This is a genomic window from Pseudomonas sp. LB3P14, assembly GCF_054898045.1.
Map to the genome: position 1 here is coordinate 2,431,842 of NZ_CM142714.1, position 16,541 is coordinate 2,448,382.

The 16,541-nt window shown below is 58.2% G+C and carries 17 protein-coding genes and 2 pseudogenes; 12 read left to right on the forward strand and 7 right to left on the reverse strand.

The window, feature by feature from the left end; genetic code table 11:
• Positions 1-56 precede the first annotated feature (56 nt).
• The gene (locus tag ACYZT5_RS11170; RefSeq protein WP_462051154.1) at positions 57-995 is read left to right on the forward strand and encodes a LysR family transcriptional regulator; all 939 of its coding nucleotides are present in this window, start codon (positions 57-59) and stop codon (positions 993-995) included.
• 62 nt (positions 996-1,057) lie between these two features.
• Here ACYZT5_RS11170 and ACYZT5_RS11175 read toward each other — a convergent pair whose 3' ends face one another.
• Positions 1,058-1,330 (reverse strand): DUF2790 domain-containing protein, encoded by a 273-nt coding sequence (locus ACYZT5_RS11175; RefSeq protein WP_462052232.1) that lies wholly within the window; start codon positions 1,328-1,330, stop codon positions 1,058-1,060.
• A gap of 238 nt (positions 1,331-1,568) precedes the next feature.
• Here ACYZT5_RS11175 and ACYZT5_RS11180 point away from each other — a divergent pair, with 238 nt between their 5' ends.
• A complete protein-coding gene (locus tag ACYZT5_RS11180; RefSeq protein ID WP_462051155.1) occupies positions 1,569-2,021 on the forward strand; it encodes a hypothetical protein in 453 nt (150 codons plus the stop codon).
• Positions 2,022-2,155: 134 nt separating this feature from the next.
• Here the strand turns inward: ACYZT5_RS11180 and ACYZT5_RS11185 are convergent, their stop codons facing one another.
• Genes ACYZT5_RS11185 through ACYZT5_RS11195 form a run of 3 tightly spaced genes read right to left on the reverse strand, consistent with a single transcriptional unit; the run spans position 2,156 to position 4,304 of the window.
• A complete protein-coding gene (locus tag ACYZT5_RS11185; RefSeq protein ID WP_462051156.1) occupies positions 2,156-3,133 on the reverse strand; it encodes a saccharopine dehydrogenase family protein in 978 nt (325 codons plus the stop codon).
• A complete protein-coding gene (locus ACYZT5_RS11190) occupies positions 3,130-3,531 on the reverse strand; it encodes a VOC family protein (protein WP_150640965.1) in 402 nt (133 codons plus the stop codon). Before ACYZT5_RS11190 ends, ACYZT5_RS11185 begins: the two co-directional genes overlap by 4 nt.
• Before the next feature lie 29 nt (positions 3,532-3,560).
• Positions 3,561-4,304: an SDR family NAD(P)-dependent oxidoreductase gene (locus tag ACYZT5_RS11195; RefSeq protein ID WP_462051157.1), complete on the reverse strand. Its 744-nt coding sequence runs from the start codon at positions 4,302-4,304 to the stop codon at positions 3,561-3,563.
• A gap of 138 nt (positions 4,305-4,442) precedes the next feature.
• Between ACYZT5_RS11195 and ACYZT5_RS11200 the strand changes: the two genes are divergently transcribed.
• Positions 4,443-5,336, forward strand: coding sequence for an AraC family transcriptional regulator (locus ACYZT5_RS11200; RefSeq protein ID WP_462051158.1), 894 nt, complete (start codon positions 4,443-4,445; stop codon positions 5,334-5,336).
• A gap of 86 nt (positions 5,337-5,422) precedes the next feature.
• Here ACYZT5_RS11200 and ACYZT5_RS11205 read toward each other — a convergent pair whose 3' ends face one another.
• Positions 5,423-5,740, reverse strand: a complete 318-nt coding sequence (locus ACYZT5_RS11205; protein ID WP_449643590.1) for a carboxymuconolactone decarboxylase family protein — start codon at positions 5,738-5,740, stop codon at positions 5,423-5,425.
• A 196-nt stretch (positions 5,741-5,936) separates the two neighbouring features.
• Here ACYZT5_RS11205 and ACYZT5_RS11210 point away from each other — a divergent pair, with 196 nt between their 5' ends.
• The 4 genes from ACYZT5_RS11210 to ACYZT5_RS11225 all read left to right on the forward strand — a co-directional run bounded on the left by ACYZT5_RS11210 (position 5,937) and on the right by ACYZT5_RS11225 (position 11,593).
• Positions 5,937-7,310: a glutamine synthetase family protein gene (locus ACYZT5_RS11210; RefSeq protein ID WP_462051159.1), complete on the forward strand. Its 1,374-nt coding sequence runs from the start codon at positions 5,937-5,939 to the stop codon at positions 7,308-7,310.
• A 7-nt stretch (positions 7,311-7,317) separates the two neighbouring features.
• Positions 7,318-8,709 carry an aldehyde dehydrogenase family protein gene (locus ACYZT5_RS11215; RefSeq protein ID WP_462051160.1) on the forward strand — a complete coding sequence of 464 codons (1,392 nt, stop codon included), beginning with the start codon at positions 7,318-7,320 and terminating at the stop codon, positions 8,707-8,709.
• 3 nt (positions 8,710-8,712) lie between these two features.
• Complete coding sequence (locus tag ACYZT5_RS11220) at positions 8,713-9,873, forward strand: iron-containing alcohol dehydrogenase (RefSeq protein ID WP_462051161.1); 1,161 nt, start codon at positions 8,713-8,715, stop codon at positions 9,871-9,873.
• Between the two features lie 154 nt (positions 9,874-10,027).
• A complete protein-coding gene (locus ACYZT5_RS11225) occupies positions 10,028-11,593 on the forward strand; it encodes an amino acid permease (RefSeq protein ID WP_462051162.1) in 1,566 nt (521 codons plus the stop codon).
• A gap of 56 nt (positions 11,594-11,649) precedes the next feature.
• On the opposite strand, the pseudogene ACYZT5_RS11230 reads toward ACYZT5_RS11225, so the two are convergent.
• Positions 11,650-11,859, reverse strand: a pseudogene (locus ACYZT5_RS11230) (DUF6124 family protein); the annotation flags it as partial.
• On the opposite strand from ACYZT5_RS11230, the pseudogene ACYZT5_RS11235 reads away from it, so the two are divergent.
• From ACYZT5_RS11235 to ACYZT5_RS11255, 5 genes and pseudogenes are all read left to right on the forward strand, one after another.
• A pseudogene (locus tag ACYZT5_RS11235) lies at positions 11,856-12,056 on the forward strand (AAA family ATPase); the annotation flags it as partial. The pseudogenes ACYZT5_RS11230 and ACYZT5_RS11235 overlap by 4 nt on opposite strands.
• Before the next feature lie 212 nt (positions 12,057-12,268).
• Positions 12,269-12,697: a hypothetical protein gene (locus tag ACYZT5_RS11240; RefSeq protein WP_462051163.1), complete on the forward strand. Its 429-nt coding sequence runs from the start codon at positions 12,269-12,271 to the stop codon at positions 12,695-12,697.
• A gap of 286 nt (positions 12,698-12,983) precedes the next feature.
• The gene (locus ACYZT5_RS11245; protein WP_462051164.1) at positions 12,984-13,430 is read left to right on the forward strand and encodes a GNAT family N-acetyltransferase; all 447 of its coding nucleotides are present in this window, start codon (positions 12,984-12,986) and stop codon (positions 13,428-13,430) included.
• Between the two features lie 111 nt (positions 13,431-13,541).
• On the forward strand, positions 13,542-14,228 hold the full coding sequence (locus ACYZT5_RS11250) for a hypothetical protein (RefSeq protein ID WP_462051165.1): 687 nt from the start codon (positions 13,542-13,544) through the stop codon (positions 14,226-14,228).
• A gap of 24 nt (positions 14,229-14,252) precedes the next feature.
• The gene (locus ACYZT5_RS11255) at positions 14,253-14,738 is read left to right on the forward strand and encodes a hypothetical protein (protein ID WP_462051166.1); all 486 of its coding nucleotides are present in this window, start codon (positions 14,253-14,255) and stop codon (positions 14,736-14,738) included.
• A gap of 436 nt (positions 14,739-15,174) precedes the next feature.
• On the opposite strand, the gene ACYZT5_RS11260 is transcribed toward ACYZT5_RS11255, so the two are convergent.
• The gene (locus ACYZT5_RS11260) at positions 15,175-16,308 is read right to left on the reverse strand and encodes an aminotransferase class V-fold PLP-dependent enzyme (RefSeq protein ID WP_201117413.1); all 1,134 of its coding nucleotides are present in this window, start codon (positions 16,306-16,308) and stop codon (positions 15,175-15,177) included.
• Between the last annotated feature and the right edge of the window lie 233 nt (positions 16,309-16,541).

Genomic DNA, 16,541 nt, shown 5'->3' on the forward strand with positions numbered 1-16,541 from the left:
AAGGGGCGGCCTTCTACAGGGACGCCCCTTTCATCCATCCCCCCGAGGTGAAAACCATGGACGTTTTCCAGACGATGCGTTTTTTCGTTGCTGTCGCTCAGAGCGGCAGCTTTACGGCAGCGGCTGAGCTATTGGACACCACCACCACTAACGTTTCCAAAGCGGTTTCCAGCCTGGAGGCCAGGCTTCAAACACGTCTGATCAACCGGACGACCCGACGTCTGGCGTTGACCGAAGCAGGTACGCGCTATTTGCAGCGATGCGAGACAATTCTGGACGAGGTCCGTGAAGCAGAGGAGGAAGCGGGTACTGCTCACATCATGCCCGTGGGCAGGCTCAAGATTCACGCCATGGGAGCCATTGGCAATCATTACGTGATCGATGCCATTGCCAAGTATCGAGAGGCGCATCCCTCGGTCATGTTTGATTTGACACTGACTAATCGGCTACCTGACTTGCTGGAGGAAGGCTATGACATGTCGATTGTTTTAGCCCGGGACTTACCCGATTCCGGATTTGTAGCGCAGCGGCTCGGCATCACTTACAGCATTCTCTGCGCCTCGCCCGCGTACCTGAAAAAACGCGGATGCCCCAATTCTCCAGGGGCTCTTGGCTCACATGATTGTTTGAGAATTGTTAATACGATAATGCCGGCTGGAAACTGGGTATTTGAGGGGCCCGAAGGCGTTGAGACCGTCAACATTCCATTGTCTCCCTTTCACGTCAACACCGCCGATGCCATGACCGTCGCCATAACGAGTGGGATGGGTATCGGTATTCAGCCTATTGCTTCTGCAGTCGACGGCATCAGGGCCGGCACGTTAGTGCGCGTCCTGCCAGAGTTTCATTTTGAAGAATTTAATTTATTTGCAATATACCCATCACGAAAGTTCGTGGATGCAAAAATAAAGACATGGGTGGAGTTTCTTAAAAGTTATATTCCAGGCGTGTTGGCATCCGATGAAAAAATCGTAGGCCTAACCAATAAACGATAACAACTTTGACAGTGCCAGCGCTGCAGGCATGGAGTGTCGACCCTCCATCTTCCACATACGACTCAACCATTTGAACAGCCAGTTCCCATGACTTGATACTGCAGGACATGCCGTTGACCCTGAGAATCTTCATACGTCATTTGCGCCGGGACCGGCCCGCATTGGTCAGGTATATCTGTCACTGTGATGACTTTTTGGATATCGAGTTTCGTATCGTAAGTGTACGTTTCAACAGGCAGCTTGTTGTCCGTGGCAGTTGAATGGCTCTCGCCTGCAAATGCCTGTGACCCTAAAACGCCAAACGCAAGAAAAATCGCAAGTTTTGAAATGTTCATCATATTCACCATATCGTCCAAAGTTAACCTCGTGAGCGAGTGGGTACTGACTCTATTGGCTCACGGGGTAGAGACGATGCTAGGTGTTTACACCTCCCTCATACAGCGGCCCACTGGACAAACACTGTTGCCAGATTCCGCATGAATGGAGGGCTTCGAACAGGCCACGCCAGGAAGACGATTAATGAGCTATACCCGCTAATCTCTCATTGCAGTTTTTCAGCACAGGAGGTTGGCAATGAAGCGCAGTAACTCACTTGCAGCGCTAATGGTCACCGCAAGCCTTTTCGGCTGCACCACTTCATCAGCCCCTGGAGTGAGCGTTCCTTTGGTTGCCACCCGACAGAACACCGGTCAGATCGGCAATGTAACGCTGGCCGACTGGGGCAAACAAACCGGCTTCAGTTTCTTCATCAGTGGTGCTCCAAGCGGGGCGTCTCTACCCTTGCGCCTCTTCACCTTCATCAATAAAGGCAGCTGCCAGCAACCCGGTCCAGTCGCTTACGCAATGAATGATCATGTCAACACCGAACGCCAAGCCATACACGGCTGGGCTTTCTCAAGAAGCGCACCTGTCGCACTGCCAATCCTGCTTTCCGGTGAGTACTCCATCGTCGTGCGAAGTGCACCGGACAGTGGCAACGTCGATATTTTTTGCGGAGATATCAAACAGAAAGGCTCGGGAAAATAGCCTTGCTTCGACCTGCCCCCTGCCTTCATCTAACAGATTCGGCGCTACAGTAAAAATGTCGTCGCGAATGCCCCTTCCCGTGGGGCAGACGTACACACGGGCAGGTCATGGGGCCAGCCGGTAGGTGTCGCGCCCTAAAAATCTGTGATTGTCGAACCTGCAATCGTCTGCGCGAATCCGACGCCAAACACCCGCGCAGGCGTTTCAAAGCCTGGTCGCCGATCACCGTTCAGCACCCGGCGCGCAGCCTCCACAGCCGCCAACGGTGTGTAGGTGTAGCCGTTGACGGTCTCGATCACTGAACACGCACTTGTGCCATCAGCGCCAATGACTTCAGCCACAGCACGGGCGCGATGAGCCGCTCGCTGCTCAGCACTTGGGCCGTCGGGCAGTTGTGACAGATTGCCTTCAGGGAAAGCGTCGCCGGTGATGTTCACGAACATGGCGATATTGGGAATGCCAGTGGAGTGCCAGCCGGTGACCAGGTCACCGAAGGACAGCGGCGCGCACAGTGCCGGGCCGTCGCCAAAATCGAAGTACCGGGGCTGCGCATCGGGTGTTGCAACCAGTAGCCCATCAACCCGCGCCAAGAGGCCCGCGCCAATGATCTCGCTGACACTTAAGGCCGATCCCCGCGACATGGCGCCAGCGACTTGCAGCGCAACCCTTAGCGACTTCGGCTCCCGCACACGGCGAGCAACATGCATTGCCAGGCAGTCTGTCGGCACCACGTCCCAGCCGACCCCGGGCAGCAACATGACATCCGCCTCGGCTGCCTGAGCGCCAAGCCGTTCCGCCAGCCGATAGACATTGATCTCGGCCGTTATGTCCAGATAGTCGACCCCGGCCTTGATACAGGCCTGCATCAAGGCGTCCGCCGTCTGAGCAAAAGGCCCTGCGAAATTCAGCAGCGCACCGATGCCGTGCAGGGATTCGGCTGCTTGGGCATCAGGGGTGAACACTCGATAAGGCACGCCCAGTTGCGCAGCGAGTGACTCCAGCCTTTCTCCATTGCGGCCAGAGATCACAATGTCCAGCCCCTGCGCTTTGGCATGCTCGGCAGCCATGCGACCGGTATAGCCGGTCGCCCCGTAGATCATTAATTGATTCATTGTGCGTGCTGCCAGTTTTTGTAGACGAATTCGAGGCTGTAACCGTCCGGGTCAAGGACATTGGCGGCGTAATAATTCGGGTCGTAATACAGACGTGCGCCAGGTGCACCATTGTCTACAGCGCCATTCTCCATAGCCGCCGCGTAAGCTGCGTTGACCTCGGCCTTGCTGTTCGCTACGAAGCCAACATGAACCGCCCGCCCCTCCACAACACCCTCGCGCAACCAGAAAAACACCCGCCCATTGGCACCGAAGCCCTTGAGGTCCGGGTGGCCTGGCGGGCCGTCCTTACCGTCGTAATCAAGCCTGCCGGTAATGCCAAGCGGGGTCAGAGTCGCGGTGTAGAAACGGATGGAACGATCAACGTCGCTTACCGAGATAAAAATATGGTCAAGCATTGTGGTCGCCTCGTTATTCAGGTGCTGATTCAGATGAAATACCCGCCCGCGACTTCGATCGTCTGAGCATTGATCCAGCGTCCTTCTTCGGACAGCAGCAGGGTGATAACGCGAGCGACATCCTCCGGCTCGCCCACCCGACCAAGGGCGGTTTGCGACGCGAGTAGAGCCTCGAATTCGTCATTCAAACCGCCGCCCAGTTCGGTGCGAATCGCCCCCGGTGAGACGGCATTGGCCCGGATACGCCGAGGGCCGAACTCCTTGGCCATGTAACGGGTCAGCACGTCGAGTCCGCCCTTGAAAGCGGCATAAGGCGCTACACCCGCAGTGGCCACGCGGGTTGTGGCGCTGGTCAGGTTGATGATGCTGGCGCCCTCTCCCATCAGTGGCAGCAACGCTTGAGTCAGGAAAAACGGGCCTTTGAGGTGTACGTTCAGCAAGTCGTCAAACTGCGCCTCGGTGACCAATTCCAGGGGATTGAACAAGCCATGGCCCGCGTTGTTCACCAGCCCGCCAAGGGTTGCCACACCCCAGGTTGCCTGCAAAGTCAGTTGCACCGCTTCTCTGAAGCTGTCGAACCGCTTCACATCAGCGACGTCCAGCTCAAGCGCCACAGCCTTGCCGCCCGATGCCTGGATACGCTGGACGACAGCGTTTGCTGAATCAGCATTGCTCTTGTAGGTCAGGATGACCCCCATTCCGCGGCGGGCGCAGTGTTCGGCCGTGCTGGCGCCGATGCCTCGGCTGCCTCCGGTAATGACGATAACGCTCATTCGCTGCTCCAAGATCACTGAGATGAGTCACCACAGTAACCATCGCCGTTGCAACGAGCGCAGCCGTTCCTGCTCGAATCCTGCCTGTTTCTGCTTTTTGCTTGCCTGGGCGTATCAGCCTGAGTTCAGATGCTCCTCATGACAAACCAACTGAATGAACTTAGCGCGCTGGCTGCCCGGGCCGAGAACCGCCGCACGGAGACGGGCATCCCCCGCGTCGCCATGGTCCAGGGCGAAATCCCTGAGCACCTGCTGGCTGCGGTTTACGAGCCGATGATCAACCTGATCCTGCAAGGCAGTAAATCAATGACCATCGGAGACCGCACACTTCGCTATGACCCGGCGACCTATTTCGTCATGTCCATCGAGTTGCCTGCGGTCGGTCAAGTACACCCTGCTGCTTCCGGTGAGCCTTATCTGGCGGTCAGCCTGACACTCGACCCGACGGTCCTGGTGACGCTGCTGGCGGATCTGCCAAAGCCCATCGGGCATTACGACAAGGAAGCAGGTTTTTCGGTAGCCGCTGTCACGCCCGACCTGATGGACGCCTGGGTGCGGTTGCTGCGTTTGATGGGCCGACCGGAGGAAATTGCGGCCCTGGCACCTGCCTACGAACGGGAGATTCTGTACCGTGTTTTGCAAGGGCCCCACGGCTGGATGCTGCGTGATATTGCGGCACCCGATAGCGCCATGGCTCGGGTCAGCCTGGCCATCCAGTACATTCGTCGGGACTTCGCCAAGCCCATCCGTGTGGAGACACTGGCGCAACAAGCGGCGATGAGCGTGTCGGCCTTTCACCGGCACTTCAAAGCCGTCACCGCGCTGAGCCCGTTGCAGTATCAAAAAAGGGTTCGCTTGCTTCAGGCCCGGACGTTGCTGGTGGCCAACGCCAAAAGTGTCACGAGTGCAGCGTTCGAGGTCGGTTATGAAAGCGCGACACAATTCAGCCGCGATTACGCACGGGTATTCGGCATGCCGCCCTCACGAGATGCCGCGCGGATTGTTGGGGAAACCCTGGGCCAGAGAAAATAGCCAAAAAATGACTGCCTAAGTGTGAAGGAGCCCGCCCCGTTGCTTAGGGTCAAGACGAGCGGAGCCCTGTCTTTCAGCGAACTCGTTCAGGTCTCAATCACATCGTCCGCCCAGCTGATGGCCGCAACGACGGTCGGGAAACCGATTGTGCTCGTCAGTGAGATCAGCGTATGACGGATCTGCTCTGGCGTAGCGCCCGCTTCCAGTGCCCGTCGGGTATGACTGTGCACCGCGCCCTCAGAGCGAATGGCCGCCGCGGCACCGAGCTGGATCAGCTGGACAACGATCTCCTCCAGTGGGCCGGTGTGACGCACCGCCGTACCCAGGGCCTCCACTGCGGCCAAGTAATCCGGGTACTGCTGTTCGAGACGTTGGTAGGTGTTGTGCTCTCTCTTCTTCGCCATCTTTGTGTCCTCGAGTGGGAGGTGCGAACAGAATCATCAGGCTTGGATCTGCGAAACTTGCACTCTGCGGCAGTAGGCTACGCTTACATCAGCTTATTGCTCACGATGCTCGCGTCTGCAGGTTTTGGTTTGTTCTGGAGAGCGTCTGCAACAGCTATTTCAGACAGGCCCAAACAATTCACGCAGGACTGACGTGATGACCGAGCCCCTCCTCAGCTTAGCCGAACTCAAACGTGCCGCCGCCTCCGGCGAGATCGATACCGTGCTGGTGTGCATGGTCGATATGCAGGGGCGACTGGTCGGCAAGCGATTCCAGGTCGAGTTTTTCATCGACAGCGGCCACGAAGAAACCCACTGCTGCAATTACCTGCTGGCCGACGACATCGACATGGAGCCGGTGCCGGGTTACGCCGCGGCCAGCTGGAGCAAAGGCTATGGCGACTTTGTGCTCAAACCCGACATGGCGACGTTGCGACGGGTGCCCTGGCTTGAGTGCACGGCGCTGGTGCTCTGCGATGTGCTCGATCATCACCATCGGCGCGACCTGCCACACAGCCCGCGGGCGATCCTGAAAAAGCAGGTCGAGCGACTGCGCGAGCGTGGTTACACCGGCATGTTCGCCTCGGAACTGGAGTTCTATCTGTTCGACGAGAGCTACGAGGCCATCCACGAGCGCAACTACCACAAGCCGAAAACGGCCGGTCACTACATCGAGGATTACAACATCCTGCAGACCACCCGCGAAGAGCCGGTGCTGCGGGCGATTCGCAAACATCTGCAGGCCTGCGGCATTCCCGTGGAAAATTCCAAGGGTGAATGGGGGCCGGGCCAGGAAGAAATCAACATCCGTTATGCCGATGCCCTGACCATGGCCGACCACCACGTCATCATCAAGCACGCCTGCAAAGAGATCGCGCAACTGCAGGGCAAAGCAATCACGTTCATGGCCAAGTGGCGCTATGACGCCGCCGGCTCCAGCAGCCACATCCACAATTCGCTGTGGGACAAGAGCGCCAAAAAGCCGCTGTTCTTCGACCCCAAGGCGGAGTTTGGCATGTCGAAACTGATGCGCTCCTGGGTGGCCGGGCAGCTCAAATACGCCAACGACATCACCTGTTTTCTCGCGCCCTACATCAATTCGTACAAGCGCTTTCAGGCCGGCACTTTTGCACCGACGCGGGCGGTGTGGAGTCGGGACAACCGCACCGCAGGCTTTCGGTTGTGCGCAGAAGGTAGCAAAGCCATCCGCATCGAATGTCGCATCGGCGGTGCCGACCTCAACCCTTATCTGGCCTTCGCTGCCTTAATTGCTGCGGGACTGGCCGGTATCGACGAGAAGCTCAGCCTCGTGCCGCCCTTCGAAGGCGATGCCTACCTCGACGAGCACTTGCCTGAAGTCTCGAAGACGCTGCGCGAAGCCAGCACCGCGCTCCAGACCTCAACGATGTTGCGCGAAGCGTTTGGTGATGAAGTGATCGACCACTACGTGCACACCGCCGAATGGGAACAGAAAGAGTACGACCGGCGGATCACCGACTGGGAACTGCAGCGCGGCTTCGAGCGCTATTGAGACCACCATGACCACGATGATTCAACTCATCTCACCGGTCGATGGCCGGGTCTACGCCGAACGTCGCTGCGCCGACGCCACACAGGTCGAGCAGGCTCTGACGGCTGCCGCTGCCGCCCAGGCGCAATGGAAACGTCGGCCGCTGAGCGAACGCGCCGCCTTTTGCAGCGCCGCGGTGGACGCGATGCTGGCCATGAAGGCAGAGATCGTGCCGGAACTGGCCTGGCAGATGGGCCGCCCGGTGCGCTTTGGCGCTGGCGAACTGCGCGGCTTCGAAGAGCGTGCCCGCCATATGATTGCCATTGCGCCTGATGCCCTGGCAGCGCTTGAACCCACGCCTGTCACCGGTTTTCGACGCTGTATCAAACGCGAGCCCCTGGGTACGGTGTTGGTCGTCGCACCCTGGAACTACCCCTACCTGACGGCGGTGAATACGATCATCCCGGCGCTGATGGCCGGCAACAGCGTGATCCTCAAACACGCTTCGCAAACGCTGCTGGTAGGCGAGCGTTTCGCCGAGGCCTTTCGCCGCGCCCATCTGCCCGAAGGATTGTTCCAAAACCTGCTGCTGAGTCATCTCCATACCGCGGTGATCATTGCCTCAGGACGCGTGCAGCAGGTGAACTTCACCGGCTCGGTCGACGCCGGCAAAGCCATGGAAAACGCCGCCACCGGAGGCTTTCTCGGTATGGGCCTGGAGCTCGGCGGCAAAGACCCGGCCTACGTCCGCGCAGACGCCAACCTCGAACACGCGGTGGAAAACCTGGTGGATGGCAGCTTCTTCAACTCCGGGCAGAGCTGCTGCGCCGTGGAGCGCATTTATGTCGATGAAAAAATCTACCCGGCCTTTGTCGAGCGCTTCGTTTCCTTGACCGGCCAATATGTGCTCGGTAATCCACTGGACGAAGCCACCACGCTCGGTCCGCTGGTCACACCGAGCGCTGCTGAATTCGTGCGTGGTCAGATCGCCGATGCACTGTCCAAGGGCGCCAGGGCACTGATCGATCCGAAGGCCTTTCCCGCTGACGCGCCGGGCAGCGCCTACCTCGCGCCGCAGGTATTAGTGGATGTCACTCATCAAATGTCGGTCATGCGCGAGGAAAGCTTCGGTCCGGTGGTCGGCATCATGCCGGTGGCCAGCGACGACGAAGCCATCGCCCTGATGAACGACAGTGAGTTCGGGCTCAGCGCCTCCATCTGGACGCAAGACCTTGCCGCCGCAGAACACCTGGGCAACGAAATCGACACCGGCACCGTTTTCATGAACCGCTGCGATTACCTCGACCCGGCCCTGGCCTGGACAGGGGTGAAGAACAGTGGGCGCGGCGTCACGCTGTCGCGCCTGGGTTATGAACACCTGACCCGAGCGAAATCCTTCCATTTGCGCCACGAGATCTGAGCCATGAGCCTGACCGCGAACTGGAACTACCCCACCAGCATCCGCTTCGGTGTTGGCCGCATTGCCGAGCTTGCCGAGATCTGCCGCAGTCAAGGGATCCAGCGACCGTTGTTGGTCACCGACAGTGGGCTGGCGCGTGCCCCGATCACCACGTCAGCAGTGGACGCCTTGCGCGCCGCCGGCCTTGGCGTCGCGCTGTTTTGCGACCTTAAACCCAACCCGGTCGAAGCCAATCTGGCGGGCGGGCTCGAGGCCTGGCGCGCCGGCAAACACGATGGCGTGGTCGCCTTCGGCGGTGGCAGTGGCCTGGACATGGGCAAGCTCATCGCCTTCATGAGCGGCCAGACCCGCCCGGTCTGGGATTTCGAAGACATCGGCGACTACTGGACCCGCGCCGACGACAGCAGCATCGCCCCGATCATTGCGGTGCCGACCACGGCGGGCACCGGCTCCGAGGTGGGCCGTGCGGCGGTGATCATCGATGAGCGTACGCACACCAAACGCATCATCTTCCACCCGAAAATGATGCCGCGCGTGGTCATCAGCGACCCGGCCCTCACCGTCGGCATGCCGGCAAAGGTCACCGCAGGCACCGGCATGGATGCGTTTGCGCATTGTCTGGAATCGTATTGCGCCCCCGGCTTTCATCCCATGGCCGAAGGCATTGCGGTGGAAGGTATGCGTCTGGTCGCCAATGCCCTGGTGCGAGCCGTACACACACCTTCGGACCTGGAGGCGCGAGCGGAAATGCTCGCGGCGGCCGCGATGGGCGCTACCGCTTTCCAGAAGGGTCTGGGCGGGATGCACGCCCTCTCGCATCCGGTGGGCGCCCTGTACGACACCCACCACGGCATGACCAATGCCACGTTCATGCCCTATGTGCTGAAGTTCAATCGCCCGGCCATCGAGGAACGCATCACCCGCCTCGCGGCTTATTTGCGTCTGCCCTCTCCCGGCTTCGACAGTTTTCTGGCCTTCGTCCTCAAGTTGCGCAAGGACATAGGCGTGCCGCACACGCTGTTTGAGCTGGGGGTGGATGATCAGCAGGCCGACCTGATCGCAGACATGGCGGTTGTCGACCCTTGCGCTGGCGGCAACCCGCTGCCATTGACCCGAAATGGCGCGGCAGAAATTTTCGATGCGGCGTACCACGGCCGTCTCTAGAGCAGTTGTCTGTCCATGGCCAAGGTGCGAACTCGCAGCATGGACGGGGTTTATCCGTAAGAAACAGGAGCAGTACGACAAGGGGTTGAAGGCCAGCCCATCCGGCCACGTACAACCCGGATGGATGCGTATCAAAACCTAAGGGGCACACAACATGAAGCCAGCAAGCCAGCCCGGCACAAGCGCGCCGCAAGACGATGACGTCAAGGTGCTGCACAGCATGGGCTATGCCCAGCAGCTGTCGCGACGGATGGGCGTTTTCTCCAACTTTGCCATTTCCTTTTCGATCATCTGCATTCTCTCGGGTGGTATCAACTCACTCGCCCAGGGCACTTCGGGTGCGGGCGGTGCGTCAATCGGCATCGGCTGGCCGATCGGTTGCCTGATCTCGGGGGTCTTCGCCATGGCCATGGCGCAGATTTCCTCGGCCTACCCCACCGCCGGCGGCCTCTATCACTGGGGCTCGATTCTCGGTAACCGCTTCACTGGCTGGCTGACCGCGTGGTTCAACTTGCTCGGGCTGGTCACCGTGCTCGGCGCAATTAACGTTGGCACCTATTACTTCTTTTTCGGTGCCTTCGGGCCGGCCCTGGGCATGGAAGACACCACCACGACCCGGGTGATTTTCCTGGCGATCCTGACGGGTATCCAGGCCTTGTGTAACCACCTGGGTATCGGCCTGACCGCGAAGCTCACCGACTTCTCGGGCTATCTGATCTTCGCCACGGCGCTCGCGCTGACCATCGTCTGCCTGATATCGGCGCCCAGTTATGAGTTCGCCCGGTTATGGACCTTCAGTAATTATTCCGGTGAGGTCGGCGGCAGCGTCTGGCCACAGGTCTCGAACGGCTGGATTTTCATGCTCGGCCTGCTCTTGCCGATCTACACCATCACCGGCTATGACGCCTCCGCGCACACCTCGGAAGAAACCCGCAATGCGGCCATGTCAGTGCCACGGGGCATGGTCATGTCGGTGGTCTGGTCGTTGCTGTTCGGCTGGGTCATGCTCAGCTCGTTTGTCCTGATGCTGCCAAGCATGGACGAGGCCGCCAAGCATGGCTGGACCGTGTTTTTCTGGGCGATGGACACCCAGGTGAACCCGACGGTAAAAACGGCGCTGTACGTGGCCATTTTCATCTCGCAGTTTCTCTGCGGGCTGGCGACCGTGACCTCGGTCTCACGCATGATCTTTGCGTTCTCTCGTGACGGCGGCCTGCCCTTCTCCAAAGCACTGGCCTCGGTCTCACCTACCCTTCGCAGCCCGGTGGCGGCGATCTGGACCGGTGCCACCCTCGCGGTGTTGTTCGTCTGGGGATCGTCGGTGATTTCCATCGGTGAAACGCCGGTCTATACCATCGTGGTGTCCTGCACGGTGATCTTCCTGTTCTTCTCCTTCGTCATTCCCATCGTGCTGGGCCTGTTTACCTACGGGACGTCGAAGTGGCCAACCATGGGGCCGTGGAACATGGGGCGCTTCTGGTACTCGGTATTCGCCCTCCTCTCGGTTCTCTCGATGGTGATCATTTTCGTCATCGGCATCCAGCCACCGAATGATTGGGCGCTGTACATCACCATTGGGTTTCTGGTGCTGACGGCCATCGTCTGGTTCGGTTTTGAAGCCCGACGCTTCCAGGGGCCGCCGATTGGCGACATGATCGTCAAGCGTCAGGCTGAAATCGCCGCGGCTGAAGAGGCATTGAATAAACAGGCTGGAAGTTGATTGCGCTGAGCAAACTGTGGCGAGGGAGCGTGCTCCCTCGCCACAGCGGACCGCGTCTATTGAGGCGGATCGATTTGATCCAGCACTCGGTTGGCCGTGATCTCCGCCAGCATGATGCTGTTTGAAATGCCCAGCAGGGCATTGCGCGACCCACCCTCTAGATGATCCACCAAGTGGTCGACCATGACGTCGACCGAGGACAGCGTCTCGCACCAGTAAACCACCAGGGTTTCGGTAGTGGCCTCTGGGTCGACGAAAAACAGGCTGTACAGAGAAGCTCGACCGGGCGTTCCTGACCTTTCTGAACTTCGTGTGGAATTTCGATCGTGGCTACCGCCAAGGTATCGAGGCGGTGCGCTTGGCCATAGGCCCGCAAATTCCTACGGTGCACTTGCGCGGTACCCGGCAGATTGCCGCATTTCTCGATAGCTTGCCCGCAACGCCTGGAATCTGCCTTGAATAGATGGATGGTGACGTTCGCCATTCTGACGGTCGATCCGCGCAGGTCCAGCAGGGGTTGTGAGAGAAAACCTTCGGCGACGAATGACTGGCTGCTGCCGGCCAAAAGCAGACACTCTTGGTAGTACTTGGCGATGGTGTTTTTGGCGAATGGCTTTATGAAGCAAAGCAGTATGACGCTCTGATACATTCGCCCTTTTTCAGGAGGGAAAAATTATGCAAAGGATTATCGCAACGGGGGCGCTCTTGCTGGCCTTGGGCGGGTGCGCAACATCACCTATGCGGGTTTCTGAAGCGAGGCCAGTGCCGGCCAATGAACTATACGCGTTCAAAAGCCAGGGAACGAAAGATCCGGGACGCCTGACCATTCTCCGTGATGACGGGTTTGTCGGTTCGGGATGTGACGTCGTGTTCTACATTGATGGTCAGCGCGCAGCCAAGATAGGTCCCGGTCAGAAGGCATCTTTCATTTTGCCTGCCGGTGAAGTGAATCTCGGCACCGGGCTCGCCGAGTCTGGATTATGTGCTGGTGTCGCGATCAAAACTATCGCGGCCAACATCAAGCCAGGCAAAGAAGTGATTTATCGAATCAACTGGGAGACGCAAGGTTTCTACTTGGGCCCCTACGTTGAATATGGACGTTGAGCCCAGACAGTTCCGGCCAACAGGAACTGGAACTGATCGACGGCCTTTTATACATGTACGGGTAAGTCGGTTACACGTTAACACCGGTGCTAGTCCTTTCGGCGCCAATTTTCGCCGGTTGCTACCTGGTCAGGCTTGGCGGAAGAGCGGGAGGCGCGATTTTGCTCACTCTCCTCTGCCGTTTGGGTGTCCGCTATCGGCCAGAAGCGGTCACTCGCAGTCCCTTTGGGATGATGTGTCGAATTGAACCATTGAAGCTTCACCCCCTTTCACTTGAGGATCTTTAATGACAAACCAATCCGCTATTGTCGAGGTGGTTCAAGAAACCGATCCCATACTGCTCAGATCTTTGAATGACCTTCTCCCACAGCTTTCTAAAAACGCTCAAGCGATGACAATGGAAGATTTGAAGCAGATTGTGGATTCAGAGTGCTCCGATTTGTTGGTGGTGAAAGCAACAGGTGGCGGAAGCATCTTGGGGGCGCTAACCCTAATTCATTTTCGCATTCCGACAGGCATTCGTGCCTGGATCGAAGACGTCGTAGTAGATGCCAGTGCTCGAGGTCAAGGGGTTGGCAAAGCACTCATACAAGCAGCAATAGAAAAAAGCCGTGACCTCGGGGCGAAAACACTGGATTTAACATCCAACCCAGATCGTGAATCTGCTCATCGTTTATACGAGGGCGCGGGATTCTCGGTGCGCACAACGAAGGTCTACCGATATATCAAATGACTAGAGGATGGTTGTTCAACGCATGGCGATCACTCATGCGTACAGCACCGACCTGAATGACCGCTTTGGGTCGATTTCGGCCTAGAGTGGATGCTCAAGAAAGGAGACCTAATGTACTTATCGATCATGAAGCCTGAAGTTCTTCGGGAGGTAGCCCAGCTTGGTCGTGGCCTTTGGGTTGTTCAGGGGCCTGATGGCCCCGCGCTTGTCGTTAAGACGGGGAAAGAGTTCATTCTGGCTGCGCGTGAGAGACGTGAGCTGAGGCTCTACCTGGCGCCCTACAAATCAGGCGATGTCACTGGCCTCACGCTGTTGACGGCATGCTTCGATGACCCAAGTAGCCCGCTGATGATTAGGACGCCCCTTTTGGGCGGGGATCCTCTTACGCAGGCATTCCAAAGCTTTCCGGATGAGTTCAGCATTTGCTTCTTCGATGAGCACAACCGCGAGCTTCTTAGCTGCTCAGCGCAGGCCCAGCTAGATGAGCTTCGAGAGTATGCAGGCTTCATCAGCCCCCTGGAACGTGAACACTGGCATCCCATGATGGAGCAGGCGGACACTTGGTTCAGTTTTACTACCGCTGAAGATGACGCTCGCGCCATGACGGTGAGGCTGCTAGACGACCTATTTCCCAGCGACTTCTTGATCACCGATTTAACCCGCCAAGGGTTTCAAGGCTCCGCCGGGTTCTCAAACACTCAGCTGGAACGACCGGAGCCCGGCCACTTTCAGGAGGTGGATATTATCTATCTGCTCCAACGTGCGTATCGGCAGAGCAGATTATCCATGGCCCCTTGAAAATCGCTGATGGCGAAGAGCTAGTTGACGCCGTGGTTTTTAGGTAGCGAGGTGACCTTACTGCTACAGACTAAAGACAGTCCTAATACCGCTGCAATTTTGGGCACAAAACTCGAACGAAAACGGAAAAAAGCCGTTAGCCAGTTGAAGGAAGGTCTATCGCAGCTTCGCGGCGCGGTCTCAACGATTAGGCGCGAGGGCAATCCTCCACTGAAGCTTGTTAGTGGCGCGCCGCTTGATATAGATCTTGCAGCGCGCCCACTAGTGGGCGTTGTGGTGGTCAAAGAGCTATTTATCGACGCCTATGATGTATACGGGGCCATGATCCTGGAGTTCATGGATGATGTTGCTATTCGCGTACTGGCATTCGATTACAACGAATTCGAGGTAATGACTCGACATTGCCCATCAGAGCAAGCGCTGCTGTCTGCATTCTGGCAGATCTCCGAATGTGCGCTCGAACGAAGGATCTATCCCAAGCTTCGTTTCACTGAGCTGCCTGCGCGCTGACTCTGTGAATCGCCTTTGGTTTTGTAAAGACATAGACCTTCAGTTTTGGGTTGAACCCGTCCTTGGCTTAATGACTCCTTCTGGCCGGTTGCAGCCGGTCGTGGAAGGCAGCAATCGGCCATAAGCGGTCGGTCGTGACCGTCTGCTGTGGGCCGATTTCTGCCTGTCCCCATCGTTAGCTTTGGGTCGATCCAAGTCATACAGCCGCCAATCATCCGCCCCGTGAAAGGCTTCGTTGGAAACCTTTTCTGATAGCGCTGGAGGGCGCACGTGTCAGTAAGACGCGTGCACGGGCTTTCCCTTGTGGTTCTAACATGACGTCCGGGCGACCAGCGTCATATTCGTCGAAGATCAGCGCCATGGGCCGGCAGTGCCCAGGGCAGGATGCCTTCCTAGAATTCACAAGTTCGGTATGTGCTGCGGGCAAGATGAGGGCTTAGTTAACCATCACCTCGTCCAGTGCCTGTTCGAGGGTGCTGACCGTGCGCTCGATATTGTGCAGCTTTTCGAGTCCGAACAGACCGATGCGGAAGGTCTGGAAGTCGGCCGGCTCGTCGCATTGCAACGGCACTCCGGCGGCGATCTGTAGGCCGTGGTTGGCAAATTTCTTACCGCTCTTGATGTCGGCATCATCGGTGTAGCTCACCACTACGCCAGGGGCCTGAAAGCCGGCTGCGGCCACGCTTTTGATGCCTTTTCCGGTCAACATTGCGCGCACCCGATCGCCCAGAGCCTGTTGTTCGCCGCGGACCTTGTCGAAACCGTAGGCTTGCGTCTCTTTCATCACTTCGTTAAATCGCGCGAGGGAATCGCTGGGCATGGTCGCATGGTAGGCATGTCCGCCCTGTTCGTAGGCCTGCATGATCTGAAGCCACTTTTTCAGGTCGCAGGCGAAGCTGCTGCTATGCGTCTGTTCGATGCGCTCGAGGGCCAAAGAACTGAGCATCACCAGGGCGCAGCAAGGGGAGGCGCTCCAGCCTTTCTGCGGTGCGCTGATCAGCAGGTCGACTGCGCATTTCTGCATATCAACCCAAAGCGTGCCTGAGGCGATGCAGTCCAGCACGAACAGGCCACCCACCGCATGCACGGCGTCGCCGACGGCCCGCAGGTACTCGTCGGGCAGGATAATCCCTGATGAGGTTTCAACGTGGGGGGCGAAGACAATCTGCGGCTTCTGCGCCTGAATGGCTGCCAGCACTTCGTCAAGAGGGGGTGGGGCGTAGGCAGCCTGGCGACCAGTGTCGACCGGTCGGGCTTTCAGCACCGTGGTGGCCGCCGGGATGTTGCCCATCTCAAGGATCTGGCTCCAGCGATAACTGAACCAGCCGTTGCGTATCACCAGGCATTGCTGGTCGGTGGCAAACTGTCGCGCCACCGCTTCCATGCCGAATGTGCCGCTGCCCGGGACCACCGCAACAGCCTGGGCGTTGTAGACCTGTTTCAGGGTCCTGGAAATGTTCTTCATCACGCCTTGAAATGACTGCGACATGTGGTTGAGCGAGCGGTCGGTGTAGACCACTGAGTACTCGACCAGCCCCTCGGGATCGATACTGGGATATAGCTTTGACATGGGGTGACTCCTTTGGCAGAGATCTCAGTGGTATCGACCCTGCCCTAAGCCTTGGCAAATGACAAGATTGCTCGGGATTGAATTGCGACTTCTGTCGAGCGGCTGGCATCATCAGGTCGATTACTGGACGTAGCAATGCTCGCAGGTGGCTGCTGAGTTGTGGGAGGGTGGGCCTTAAAGGTTCCTACCTCCTTACGTTCGGTCGATAACGACCAGTTACGAAGGGCAGCAGC